This window comes from Arthrobacter sp. Soil762 (assembly GCF_001428335.1).
Classification (GTDB): domain Bacteria; phylum Actinomycetota; class Actinomycetes; order Actinomycetales; family Micrococcaceae; genus Arthrobacter.
This window is the reverse complement of record NZ_LMSG01000019.1, coordinates 80,171-92,709: the sequence shown is the minus strand read 5'-3', so window position 1 is coordinate 92,709 and position 12,539 is coordinate 80,171. Positions and strand designations below refer to the sequence as shown.

The following is a 12,539-nucleotide window of genomic DNA, read 5'->3' as shown; positions in this document are numbered from 1 at the left end:
CGACACTATTCTATGGAGCGTAGAAAAACGCCTAGATTACGGGGTTTTTGAGGCCTCCGCGGGTGCCGGGGAGGCTGTTGCGGCGTCCTTGGAAATAAGTTCGTAGCGGTCCCGGGCCACGAAGAATCCGACGCCGGCCGAGACGTTTCCGCACGCCACGCCGCCGTTATGGGCCGAACAGCGCAGCCCGTTCCGTTCCAGGTTCTGGCCCTCGGCGAGGACCCGCAGTTCCGTCAGCGGGCCGCTCTTGTTTCCCTTGGGTCCGTAGGCTGCCTCCATTTGTGTGACGCCGGAACGGCACTCCCCGTACGTTGCCTTGTCCGGGCTGAGCAGCGCCGCTCCGCCCAGATACCCCAGGCCGGTGCCGGCGCAGTCGTCCTTGATGTCGCCCGCGGCAGGCTTGGGGTAACCGGCAAGCTCGCAATGTGCCACCGGGACGGTGGCGAGCTTGTTGTTGGCCGCATCACTGAAGCTGTTCGACTCATACGGGAGGTTGAGGTGTTCCCCACGGGCCGATGTCAGGGAGCACACAATGTTCCGGTCCTCAGTGATGAAGGACAGGACATCCCCGCTGGCCTTGAACGCGGCGGGGTCGGCCAGTGCTGCCTGTTCCAGTTGTTCCATGGCCGGCAGCGGCGGCGGAGCCACATAGCCCGGGTCCTCGGTGGTGATACTGCAGGCAGTGCCGGTCACCACGAAGAGGGCGGCCAGGATCCCCAATACAGTCCGTCGCATGGCCTACATTATGCCCCGGCAGCGGTCTCAGGACGCCGGGCGCGTCACCGCGGACTCCACGGCTGGTCTTGGGCCGCTCGTCCGGCGTAAATGGGGCACTTCGACTCGGACACGCCGCCGCTTCGGCCGGTTTTGCGGGTTAAGCCGCTCAAAGTGGCCCACGACGGCGGGACTCTCCTCGAGCCGAAGGCCCTCGGGGTGCCCGGACAAGGGCAAGCGTGGTCAGGCGTCGAGCTTCGTGAGTGGCGCGTAGCGGAGCAGCAGTCGCTTCTCGCCGACGCTGAACTTCACCTTGGCCACCGTTTTGTCCCCCGCGCCTTCCAGCGCCAGCACGGTGCCGTTGCCGAAGCTGGTGTGGTTGACCTTATCGCCCACGCTGACGGCCACAATCTCCTTCTGCGGCTGGACCCGGTTCTTGGCGATCGCTGCGGGAACGTCCGCGTTGAAGCCCGCCGACGAATCGGCGGCCGCGCCGCGGGACGTGCCGGCGCCCCAGAAGGATCCGCCGTAACGGCTGGAACCGATCGACGCGCTGCTGCTCCCCCACCCGCCGGACTGCCGGCTGGTGCCTTCGCGTTTCCAGTCCAGCAGCTCGGCGGGAATTTCCTCGAGGAACTGGCTGGCCGGGTTGTACTGGCTTTGGCCCCACATGCTGCGGACTTCTGACCGGGTGACATAGAGGCGCTTGCGCGCGCGGGTGAGGCCCACGTAGGCCAGCCGGCGTTCCTCGGCGAGTTCCTTGGGGTCCGTGGCCGAGCGCTGGTGCGGGAACAGCCCGTGTTCCATGCCGGTCAGGAACACCACCGGGAATTCGAGCCCCTTGGCGGTGTGGAGGGTCATCAGCGTGACCACGCCCAGGCGTTTGGCTTCGGCCACGGCGGCGTCGATGTCCGCGCCGGGGGCGTCCGGGATCTGGTCCGCGTCTGCCACCAGGGACACCTGTTCCAGGAATGCGCCCAGGGAACCTTCCGGGTTCTCCTGTTCGTATTCACGTACGACGGCGACGAGTTCCGCCAGGTTCTCCACACGGGACTCGTCCTGTGGATCAGTGCTGGAACGCAGCCCGGCGAGGTAGCCGGTCTGTTCCAGGACGGCCTCCAGCGCGGCGGCGGCACCTGAACCGGAGGCAACCTCTGCAAGGTCGTCCAGCAGTTTTACAAACCCGAGGACAGCGTTGACGGAACGGGTGGCCATGCCGGGAGCTTCTTCAGCCCGCCGGGCGGCGGCCATGAACGACATCCGTTCGCGCTCGGCCAGTGCGGCCACGGCACCTTCGGCGCGGTCACCAATGCCGCGCTTGGGTTCGTTGAGCACCCGGCGCAGGTTGACGTCGTCGTCCGGGTTCACCAGAACGCGGAGATACGCGAGGGCGTCCTTGATTTCCTTCCGGTCGTAGAAGCGGGTGCCGCCCACCACCTTGTACGGCAGGCCAACCCGGACCAGCACGTCTTCAATGGAACGGGACTGCGCGTTGGTGCGGTAGAAAATGGCCACGTCACCGGGGCGGAGGTTGTCCTCGTCCTGGAGCCGGTCAATCTCCTTGGCAATGAACTGGGCCTCGGCGTGCTCGTTCTCGCCCACGTAGCCGATGATCTTGTGGCCCTCGCCCTCGGCGGTCCACAGCCGCTTGTCGGGGCGGTTGGGGTTGCGTGAGATCACGGAGTTGGCCGCGCTGAGGATGTTCTGGGTGGAGCGGTAGTTCTGCTCCAGTTTGATGGTGCGGGCGTCCGGGTAGTCCTTCTCGAACTCCACGATGTTGCGGATGTCGGCACCGCGGAAAGCATAGATGGACTGGTCGGAGTCGCCGACGACGGTGAGCTCGGACGCACCGGGGCCCTCACCCACAATCTCGCGGACCAGGGCGTACTGGGCATGGTTGGTGTCCTGGTACTCGTCCACGAGGACGTGCCGGAACCTCCGCCGGTAGGAATCGGCCAGCGCCGGGAAGGCGCGGAACATGTAGACGGTCTCGGCGATGAGGTCATCGAAGTCCATGGCGTTGGCCTGGCGCAGCCGCTGGGTGTAGCCCTTGAAGACGTCAGCCACGGCGGACTCGAAGGGATCGTTGTAGTTCGCGGAGGACGCGTAGGAATCGGCGTCGATGAGCTCGTTCTTGAGCGCGGAGATCTTGTGCTGGATGGCCTTGGGCGCGAACTTCTTGGGGTCCAGGTCCAGGCTCTTGGAGACCTGGATGACCAGCCGCAGCGAGTCCGCGGAGTCGTAGATGGAGAAGTTCGACTTCCGGCCGACGTTGGCGGCCTCCTGGCGCAGGATACGCACGCAGGATGAGTGGAACGTGGAGATCCACATGATCTTGGCCCGTCCACCAACCAGCGCCGCGATGCGCTCCCGCATCTCGGCGGCGGCCTTGTTGGTGAACGTGATGGCCAGGATCTCACCGTGATGCGCGCGGTGCGTGGCAATGAGGTACGCGATCCGATTACTGAGGACGCGGGTCTTTCCCGAGCCGGCGCCGGCCACAATAAGCAGGGCGCCGCCGGCGTGCTTGACGGCTTCCTCCTGCTGCGGGTTAAGCCCCTGCAGGAGTTCTTCGGCATTCGGCCGGTGGTGGGCCGGCTCGCCGTTGCCGTCATGAGAGGGCTGCTGGTTGGCCCAGCTGGCCGGTCCGCCCCCGGACCCGCCGCCAGACCCGCCGCCAGACCCGCCGCCACCGAATTCGGCGGCCGCGGCAAGGCCTTCCGGGCGCGACTTGGTACGGGCGGAGGCTGGCGCGGCGGCCTTGAAGGGTCCGTCAGAGTACGGGTCAAACAACATATCCATGGTGCCTACAAGTCTAGGCGGTGGGGCTGACAGTCAGGTCCAGCCTGTGGATAACACCGTGCTCCCCACCCGGGAAGCGCGCAAAAGGCGGCCCGGACTCAGGCCACCGAGCCAGACTCGAGGGCCGCACGCAACTCCCGCACCGCCGTCGTGCCTCCCGCCATGAACCAGTCCAGGCCGTTGATCCGGACCATGTCCGTGGCGCCGCCGGCGGCCCGGACGATTGCCTTGCCGGGCAGCCAGTCCCATTCCGGGCAGCTGTGCTGGAACCAGCACCCCAGCTGGCCATCGGCCACCCGGCCCAGGTCGCAGGACCCGGAGCCGAACATCCGCAGCGCCGCGGCGGAGGTGGCCGCAGCGTGCCAGGGCATGGCGCAGAGCGGATCCATCAGCCAGGTGGGGTGGATGTAGGTGGCTGCGCCGAGTTCGGCGAGCGCGGTTGCGTTCCGCCCCCCGCCATCCTGGACAGCGCCCGTGTCACGGTAAGCGGTCAGTACCTCGCCGTTCAGCGTGGCCGCGTGGGCCGTTCCGCCGAGCCAGAGCTTGTCCTCCTCGGGCTGGAATATCGCGCCGAGCAGCACATCGGACGAGTCCTTCAGTGCGAGGGCCGAGCACCAGTACGTGGATCCGTGCAGGAAGTTGTAGGTGCCGTCCACGGGGTCGATCACCCAGGTACGGCCGCTGGTGCCGGCCACAGAGGTGCCTTCCTCCCCCAGGATGCCATCCTCCGGCCGGCAGCGCTGCAACTGCGCCAGCACGTAGGCTTCCGCAGCGTGGTCCGCGGCGGTCACCACGTCGGAGATGGAGGTTTTCTGCTGGGACTGCAGCCCGGCCATGCGCATCAGGAGCGCCAGTTGCCCGGCTTCGCGCACCAGCGCGGATGCCAGCTGATAGTCGTCCAGGGCGGGGTCAAGTTCAAGGGCGCTGTGCCGGCCAGTGGTCATGGACCCAGTTTAGGTGGCGGGATAATGGTGCCATGGCCAAAACCCCAGCGCAGCGGATCAAGAAGCACGGCTCCAAGGCGGCTGTTCCGCAGCACAGCCTCCCGCCGGTCATCAACCCCTCCACCAGCCGTTCGCCGCAGAAGGCCCAGAGCAACACCAACCTGATCCTCATCGCCGGCGTCGTGGTCAGCCTTTTCCTGTTCTGGTACGTCCACCTGCTCACGCTCCAGCAGCTCACCCAACTCTCCGGCGGCCTGGCCATGCCCGACTCGCTCGTGGGAGGTTTTGACGCCGGCTACGTCGGCCAACTGAACGCCGCCATGGACAACGACGCCCGCGGCCAGCTCAACTACGTCCACAAGACAGCCGGCACCCTGTTCCCGCTCATTTTCGGCTTCACGTGGCTGCTCCTGATCGGGACCAACGTCGCCAAAAAGACCCTCCGCTGGGCACTCTGGGCCCTCCCGCTGCTCTTTGTGGTGGTCCGGTTGTGGGGCAATGTCGCCATCGACGCCGCGCTGGGATCGGAAACGGCCGACGCCGGCCAGGTCGCATTGGCGTCCGGGCTCACCGTTGCCGGGTGGGTGCTGTTCGTCCTCAGCCTGCTGGCCGGGGCCGCGGCTGTGTTCCTGCGGAAAAGGCCCGCAAAAATCGGCTAGGCCCGCGCCGCCCCAGTAACCCGGCCGCGCTGTTCCTTGCGGTGCCGGTGCACACGTTGGGCGATCACCAGGCCCGCCGCCGCCACGCCCACGGTGACTGGATAACCCATCAGCCGCTCCAGGGTGCCCGGCTCCGGAACATCCAGGCCTGTCAGTCCGCCTGTGACCAGCGCGGCGAGGGACACCAGCCCGCACACCAGCACGAACCACCCCAGCGGAGTCTGCCGCAGCCATAACGCCCCCAGCAGCAGCAACGCAAGCGCGCCGGCAAGGAAGTACATCAGGGCCCCGACGAAGTGCCAGCCGGAGCCGACGTCCTCCGGCACCAGGCCCACGATCATGGTCCCCGCACCGGCAGTACCGGTCAGGACCCGCACGGCGACCGCCGCCTGCCAGGGTTTGCGGCGCCCCGGCTGGACCCGGGCGCCGGCCCTCGCCGCCACACAGAGCAGCCCCGAACCCAGCAGCAGCGCACCGACCAGCATGCCCAGCCCCTGGACCACAAACGAGGCGTTCATCAGCCAATGCAGCGGCGAACACACATCGCGTCCGTCGTAGATCCCGCAGTGAAGCGCGCCGAGGTCGCTGATGTATCCGGTCCGGCGGTCGTAGGGCTGGGGCCCGCCCCAGGCGCCGATCACGGCCGCTTCCGCCACAAAATACTGCAGGACACTCAGGACGGACCAGGCACCGATGTACTGGCGGGTCGAGGCGGTGTCCGGGAGGTAGGCCACGGCGAGGGTGGACGTCGGGGCTGATCTCATGCCAAGAGCGTAGTACGGCCTCCCACCTTGTATGCTTGTATCCGTGTCCGGACGGACCGGCCCTGCCGGAACAGCGGACACGCGCCCTCGTAGCTCAGTGGATAGAGCACGGCTCTCCTAAAGCCGGTGTCGTTGGTTCGATTCCAATCGAGGGCACTTGAATCTTCCTTCCCCGGAGTTCGACCTCCGCGCCTACCTGCTCGGCCCCGCGCAGGCCGGGAACTTGCCCGTTGAGGGAAACTGGGCCGTCGAACGGCAGCTGCTGGACCGGTCCACCGGCAACCACGGAACCTTTTCCGGCGTCGTACGTTTTTCCCCCGCGGACGACGGCGGCCTGGCCTTCCGTGAGGAAGGCACCATGCGCTGGCCCACCTTCACAGGCCCCGCCACGCGCGAGTACCTCCTGAAACCCGCCGACCGGCCGGACGCCCTGGACGTGTTTTTTGCCGACGGGCGGCCCTTCCACCGGATGAGCTTCAGTCCGGAGGCCAATCTGGACCAGCACTGGTGCGATCCCGATACGTACCGCGTGGCCTACACCTACGAAGGCCCTGACACGTTCAGTTACACGTGGGATGTGACAGGCCCGCGCAAGGACCTGCTGCTGACGTCCGCCCTGAAGCGGCAAGTCTGAAGCGGCAAGTCTGAACACGCTAGGCTCGGAACCGTGAAAGCCCGCATTGTTGTCTCCGCCGTTTGTGTCTTCGACGAGGCCGGCCGGCTCCTGACCGTCCGCAAGCGCGGCACCAGCATGTTTATGCACCCGGGAGGCAAGCCCGAGGCCGGTGAATCCGCCGTCCACGCCGCTGCGCGGGAACTTCAGGAGGAAGTGGGGATCGTGGTGGATCCGCGCGAACTGGAGCTGATGGGCGTCTGGATCGCCGACGCCGCCAACGAGGCCGCCACGGACATCGAGGCCACAGTGTTTACCGCACCCGGAACCTGGACCGCGCACCCGTCAGCCGAGATCGCCGAGATCCGCTGGCTGGACCTGGCGGCGCTGGACCGGGGCGCGCCGCTGCCAGCGGACCTCGCCCCGCTCCTGACGGACCACATCCTGCCCGAACTGGCAACCCTGCGCCGCTGAGGAGCGAGATCCCGGCGCTATAGGGCGGTCTTAGCGCTGGGATCTCACCCCTCGATGGGGCTAGTACTCCGGAACGGCTTCCGCTGCCACGGCCGTGGCTTCGGCGAACTGCGTCTGGTACAGCTCGGCGTACCGGCCTTCGGCCGCGAGCAGATCGGTATGGTTCCCGCGTTCCACGATCCGCCCGTCCTCCACCACCAGGATGACGTCGGCGGCCCGGATGGTGGACAGCCGGTGGGCAATCACGACGGCGGTGCGCCCCTCGAGCGCGGCGCCCAGGGCCGCCTGCACGGCGGCTTCGTTGGTGGAGTCCAGCGCGGCGGTGGCCTCGTCGAGGATGACAACCCGGGGCTGGGAAATCAGCAGCCGGGCGATGGTGAGGCGCTGGCGTTCACCGCCGGAGAGCCGGTAGCCGCGCTCTCCCACCACGGTGTCCAGGCCGTCAGGCAGGGAGCGGATCATGGTTTCCAGGCGGGCCTGCCGGATGGCGTCCCACATGTCCTCCTCGGTGGCGTCCGGCCGGGCGAGCCGGAGGTTGGAAGCGATCGACTCGTGGAACAGGTGCCCGTCCTGGGTGACCATACCCAGTGTGTCCCGCAGGGAATCGAACGTGGCGTCCCGGACGTCCAGCCCCGAGCCCGGCAGGGTGCCGCCGAGCCGCACGGCGCCGGAATCGACGTCGTACAGCCGGGAAAGCAGCTGCGCGATAGTGGACTTTCCGGCACCGGAGGAACCCACCAGGGCGACGGTCTGCCCGGGTTCCACCCGGAAACTGATGCCATGCAGCACCTCTTCGCCGCCGCGGGTGTCCAGCGTGGACACTTCCTCGAGCGAGGCCAGCGAGACCTTGTCCGCCGAGGGGTAGGCGAAGCGAACGTCGTCAAACTCCACCGAAACGTTTCCCGGCGGGATGGACACGGCGTCGGGCTTTTGCTGGATCAGGGGCTTGAGGTCCAGGATCTCGAAAACCCGCTCGAAGCTGACCAGCGCGCTCATGATTTCCACGCGGGCGTTGGACAGGGCGGTGAGCGGGGCGTACAGGCGGGTCAGCAGCAGGGCCAGCACCACAACGTCGCCCGCGGCGAGCTGACCGCCGATGGCCAGCCAGCCGCCCAGGCCGTAGACCAGGGCCAGGGCGAGTGCGGATACCAGCGTCAGCGCGGTGACGAAGGTGAACTGCAGCATGGCCGTGCGGACGCCGATGTCACGGACCCGGCCGGCCCGGACAGCGAACTCGCGGGATTCCTCGTCCGGGCGGCCGAAAAGCTTCACCAGCGTGGCGCCCGGAGCGGAGAAGCGCTCGGTCATCTGGGTTCCCATGGCCGCGTTGTGGTTTGCCGCCTCACGCCGCAGGTCCGCAAGCTTGGAGCCCATCCGGCGGGCGGGGATCAGGAAGATCGGCAGCAGGATCATGGCGAGCACGGTGACCTGCCAGGAAGTCCCGAGCATTACGATCAGCGTCAGGATCAGTGCCACCACGTTGCTGACCACGCCGGACAGCGTTCCGGCGAAGGCGGACTGCGCGCCGATGACGTCGTTGTTCAGGCGGCTGACCAGGGCACCGGTGCGGGTGCGGGTGAAGAATGCGATGGGCATCTTCTGCACATGGTCAAAGACCCTGGTGCGCAGGTCCACAATCACGCCTTCGCCGATGTTGGACGAAAGCCAGCGGCTCACCAGTCCCAGGCCGGCTTCGGCAACGGCCACCACGGCGATCAGCAGCGCCAGCCGGATCACTTGGTCTGTACCCGCCTTGGCCACGATGGCATCAACCACCTGGCCGGCCAGCACGGGCGTGGCCACGGCCAGGAACGCCATCACAATGGACAGCGCCACAAACGCGATCAGCTTTGTCCGGTGCGGGCGGGCGAAGCCCAGGACCCGTTTCAGGGTGGCCTTGGAGAAGGGCTGGGAGCCGTTCTTGGCCCGGGAGATGTTGTACAGGGAGTGCCAGGCGACGCCGTCCATGCTCATCGCTGTTGCTCCGTTGCGTCTGCCATCAGTTCAGTTACCGTTCCGTTGTCCACATTCCACCGGACATCCAGCCGCACGTTCTCGAGCAGCCTCCGGTCATGGGTTACTAACAGCAAAGCGCCCTCATAACTTCCCAGCGCCTCTTCCAGCTGCTCGATGGCGGGCAGGTCCAGGTGGTTGGTGGGTTCGTCCAGGACCAGCAGATTCACCCCGCGGGCCTGCAGCAGCGCCAGTGCGGCGCGGGTGCGTTCGCCCGGCGACAGGGAATCCACAGGGCGGGTGGTGTGGTCCGCCTTCAGCCCGAACTTGGCCAGCAAGGTGCGGACCTCCGCCGCTGTCAGGTCGGTGAGCACGGCTTCGACGGCGTCGGCAAGGTTGAGGTGGCCGGCCAGCAGTCCGCGGGCCTGGTCAATTTCGCCGATGGCCACCGAGGCACCCATGGCGGCGTTGCCGGCGTCGGGCGCCTGCACGCCCAGGAGCAGGCGCAGCAGCGTCGATTTGCCGGCTCCGTTGGGGCCGGTGATGCCGATCCGCTCCCCCGCGTTGAGCTGCAGGTTCACCGGGCCCAGCGTGAAGCTTCCCTGTTTCACGACGGCGTCACGCAAGGTGGCCACCACCGCACTGGACCGGGGCGCCTGGCCAATGGTGAACTGCAGCTGCCATTCTTTCCGCGGCTCCTCCACCACGTCCAGCCGGGCAATCCGGGATTCCATCTGCCGGACCTTCTGGGCCTGCTTTTCCGATGACTCGGTGCTGGCGGCCCGGCGGATCTTGTCATTGTCCGGGCTTTTCTTCATGGCGTTCCGCACGCCCTGGGAGCTCCACTCGCGCTGCGTCCGGGCACGGGAGACCAGGTCTGCCTTGGTGGACGCGAACTCCTCGAACTTTTCCCTCGCATGGCGTCGCGCCACCGCGCGCTCCTCCAGGAAGGCCTCATAGCCGCCGTCGTAGACCGCCACGGAATTCTGCGCCAGATCCAATTCCACGATCGTGGTCACACAGCGGGCCAGGAACTCGCGGTCATGGGACACCAGCACCACGCCGCCGCGCAGTCCCTGCACAAACGCTTCCAGTTTGGCCAGGCCGGCCAGGTCAAGGTCGTTGGTGGGCTCGTCCAGCAGCACAACGTCGAACCGGCTGAGCAGGAGCGCCGCGAGGGCCACGCGGGCGGCCTGGCCGCCGGAGAGCCCGGTCATGGGAGCGTCCGCGCCGGTGTCCAGGCCCAGGTCCGCCAGGACGGGCGGGATGCGTTCGTCGAGGTCTGCCGCGCCTGACGCCATCCAGCGGTCGAAGGCCAGCGAGTAGGCGTCATCGGCTCCCGGCGCACCGGAGCCCAACGCCTCCGCGGTGGACTCCATCTCTACGGTGGCTTGGGCGCAGCCCGTCCGGCGGGCGATGTAGCCGGCCACAGTCTCTCCGGCCACGCGCTCGTGTTCCTGCGGCAGCCAACCCACAAAGGCATCGGAGGGGGCGAGGCTGACGCTGCCGCTCTTGGGCTGGTCCACGCCGGCCAGCAGGCGCAGCAGGGTGGACTTGCCGGCGCCGTTGGCACCCACCACGCCTACCACGTCGCCGGGGGCCACCGTGAGGGAAAGTTTGTCGAACAGCGTCCGGTGGTCGTGGCCGCCGGAAAGATCTTTGGCAACAAGGGTTGCAGTCATAGGTTGGTCCATCCTCTCGCCGCCGCCCGGCCGGAGGAGCCCGCCTGAATCGGCCCGAAGCGGCGGTGAATCCGCAATGTGCCGCCCCGAAAAGTGCCGGGGCACTAAAGAGCCCGCTGGTCCGGACTTGGGGGGTGTACGGACCAACGGGCTCGACCATCAAGCATAGTCGACTCAGGACGCCGCACCAAACTGCCCTCCGAAAGGTCAGGCTAAAATCAAAGGGCAATCATCCGTTCAGCAGAGAGCCGATATGCCAATTCCCGCCAAAGCGTTCCAGCGCTGGCTGCACGGCATCGCCCCCAACACGAGCACGTCCGACATCTGCCGCGTCTCCGGCATCAAGCGGACCACCCTTGCCCAGCAGCTTGTCCGGGGCAAGGTGGCAGAGACTACGGTGGTGAGCATCAGCCGGGCGTACAACGTCAATCCCGTTTCGGCGCTGGCGGCGTTCGACGCCTACAGCCAGCTCACGGACACGCGCCCGCCCAGCAGGTCCGAACTGGTCAGCCAGATCTCCACTCCGGACCTCCTGCGGGCAGTTTTGGCCCGTTCCGCCGCGGACCCGGGCGCTGAGCCGGCGGCGGCCGCGCCAGCCGGTTCGTCCGTGTTGGAGCCGGCCCCGCACGCCACCTCGGTCAAGAACTGGGTGGAGGCCATCGACGACGGCGAACTGAGGCACCGGGTCTCCGCAGCCACCGGAATCGCGCCGCAGAACTATTCGGCACAACTGACAGCAAACCGGCTGGCTCCGGAGCTGGCGGTTGCCACCTCCCTTGCCGCCGGCGTCGCCCCGGCCAGCGGCCTCGTGGCCACCGGGCTGGTCACGGAGGCTGAGGCCGGCTGGCCTCCCGGAGCCCGGCAGGCCGCCCTGGACAGCCTGTCCGACGGCGAGCTGACCACCTTGGCCGGTGACCGGCTTCAGACTCTCGGCAGGGCACTACGCCGCCAGGAACATGACCACGAGAAAACCGAAAAGATCTGGGAGAACCTGGGATGATCGAAATCCTGCAGTGGTCCACGCTGACTGTCTGCGGCCTGGTGGCCGTCGCGCGGGTTCCCAGTGCCGTGAGGGGGAGGAACCGGACACTGTTCTACATCTTTGCGCTGATGACGCTCGCCATCCTGCTCAGCATCCAGGCACCGTACCTTGCCATCGACCAGGCGCTCGGCAGTGTTAATCTGGCCAACCTCCTTCTCCGCTTTGTCATCTTCGCCGCTATTTTCTTCGTGGGCATCCGCGTCACCCGGGGCTTTGGGGCCGACGACGCCTACCGGCTGCTGACCGGACGGATCGGAATGGCTGTGCTGGGCCTGACCTCGCTGATGGTGGTGGTTGTGTTCCTGATGATGGACACGGCGGGGTCCTCCGCGGGATTGGTTGCCGTAGCAGGCAAGGAGGACAAAGACCGGGATCTGGTCCAGTACTACGGTGCCGCAGGCCGCGCCTACCCTGCGTACGTTTCGCTGGTCCTGCTGCCGGCCATGGTGCGGGCAGTCCGCAGCACGCTGCCCAGCCTGGTTCGCATCGCCGCCTTCCTGCTGGGCACCGGATCGGTGGCCATCGCGCTGACGCTGCTGTTTCCCTTCTATCCGCCCAGCTGGGGAGCAGCGACGTTCCTGATCAACTACACCGCGGTTCTTTGCTTTGTCTTTGGCTTGGCGTTGATCGCCGTTGCCAGCGTCCGGCACCGGCGGAGCGGCCCGCGGCCAAGGACTTCTACTGCAAAGTAGCGTTCACACTTTCACAAAATCATTAGTCATGGCACAATCATGAATGTGTGAAGTTGGGTGCCGGTGTTCGCGAACGGGGATAGATTCCTGGACGCCGGGCCCGTTGAGTCTTTGCATTCCTTGGGGGGATGAGTGGTGGCGGGCCGTTGGGGACCGCCCCCACTCAGCCATTTAACGGCCAACCCTCATCGAGTGCTCCG

11 protein-coding genes and 1 tRNA gene are annotated in these 12,539 nt (G+C 67.0%); 6 read left to right on the top strand and 6 right to left on the bottom strand.

Translation table 11 applies throughout. From position 1 onward, the window contains the following. Positions 1-36 precede the first annotated feature (36 nt). The 3 genes from ASG77_RS14400 to ASG77_RS14390 form a co-directional block, all read right to left on the bottom strand. On the bottom strand, positions 37-735 hold the full coding sequence (locus ASG77_RS14400; RefSeq protein ID WP_056346683.1) for a hypothetical protein: 699 nt from the start codon (positions 733-735) through the stop codon (positions 37-39). Positions 736-957: 222 nt separating this feature from the next. Further along, complete coding sequence (gene pcrA, locus ASG77_RS14395) at positions 958-3,516, bottom strand: DNA helicase PcrA (RefSeq protein ID WP_056346681.1); 2,559 nt, start codon at positions 3,514-3,516, stop codon at positions 958-960. 98 nt (positions 3,517-3,614) lie between these two features. Beyond that, the gene (locus ASG77_RS14390; RefSeq protein ID WP_056346679.1) at positions 3,615-4,460 is read right to left on the bottom strand and encodes an inositol monophosphatase family protein; all 846 of its coding nucleotides are present in this window, start codon (positions 4,458-4,460) and stop codon (positions 3,615-3,617) included. Between the two features lie 32 nt (positions 4,461-4,492). On the opposite strand from ASG77_RS14390, the gene ASG77_RS14385 reads away from it, so the two are divergent. After that, positions 4,493-5,119 carry a hypothetical protein gene (locus ASG77_RS14385; protein ID WP_056346677.1) on the top strand — a complete coding sequence of 209 codons (627 nt, stop codon included), beginning with the start codon at positions 4,493-4,495 and terminating at the stop codon, positions 5,117-5,119. Here ASG77_RS14385 and ASG77_RS14380 read toward each other — a convergent pair. Then, positions 5,116-5,883: a DUF998 domain-containing protein gene (locus ASG77_RS14380; protein ID WP_056346674.1), complete on the bottom strand. Its 768-nt coding sequence runs from the start codon at positions 5,881-5,883 to the stop codon at positions 5,116-5,118. The genes ASG77_RS14385 and ASG77_RS14380 overlap by 4 nt on opposite strands. An 83-nt stretch (positions 5,884-5,966) precedes the next feature. Here ASG77_RS14380 and ASG77_RS14375 point away from each other — a divergent pair. The 3 genes from ASG77_RS14375 to ASG77_RS14365 all read left to right on the top strand — a co-directional run bounded on the left by ASG77_RS14375 (position 5,967) and on the right by ASG77_RS14365 (position 6,970). Then, a tRNA-Arg gene (locus tag ASG77_RS14375) sits at positions 5,967-6,039 on the top strand. Position 6,040: 1 nt separating this feature from the next. Beyond that, on the top strand, positions 6,041-6,517 hold the full coding sequence (locus ASG77_RS14370; RefSeq protein WP_200950772.1) for a DUF6314 family protein: 477 nt from the start codon (positions 6,041-6,043) through the stop codon (positions 6,515-6,517). Positions 6,518-6,550: 33 nt separating this feature from the next. Then, positions 6,551-6,970, top strand: a complete 420-nt coding sequence (locus tag ASG77_RS14365; protein ID WP_056346672.1) for an NUDIX hydrolase — start codon at positions 6,551-6,553, stop codon at positions 6,968-6,970. Positions 6,971-7,030: 60 nt separating this feature from the next. On the opposite strand, the gene ASG77_RS14360 is transcribed toward ASG77_RS14365, so the two are convergent. Together ASG77_RS14360 and ASG77_RS14355 are read right to left on the bottom strand one after the other, a co-directional pair. Continuing rightward, positions 7,031-8,944, bottom strand: coding sequence for an ABC transporter ATP-binding protein (locus ASG77_RS14360; RefSeq protein WP_056346670.1), 1,914 nt, complete (start codon positions 8,942-8,944; stop codon positions 7,031-7,033). Next, a complete protein-coding gene (locus ASG77_RS14355) occupies positions 8,941-10,605 on the bottom strand; it encodes an ABC-F family ATP-binding cassette domain-containing protein (RefSeq protein WP_056346669.1) in 1,665 nt (554 codons plus the stop codon). The genes ASG77_RS14360 and ASG77_RS14355 overlap by 4 nt, the downstream gene beginning before the upstream one ends. Positions 10,606-10,858: 253 nt before the next feature. Here ASG77_RS14355 and ASG77_RS14350 point away from each other — a divergent pair, with 253 nt between their 5' ends. Next, positions 10,859-11,605, top strand: a complete 747-nt coding sequence (locus tag ASG77_RS14350) for a hypothetical protein (protein ID WP_056346668.1) — start codon at positions 10,859-10,861, stop codon at positions 11,603-11,605. Next, positions 11,602-12,339, top strand: coding sequence for a hypothetical protein (locus ASG77_RS14345; protein WP_056346667.1), 738 nt, complete (start codon positions 11,602-11,604; stop codon positions 12,337-12,339). The genes ASG77_RS14350 and ASG77_RS14345 overlap by 4 nt, the downstream gene beginning before the upstream one ends. The last annotated feature ends 200 nt before the right edge of the window (positions 12,340-12,539 follow it).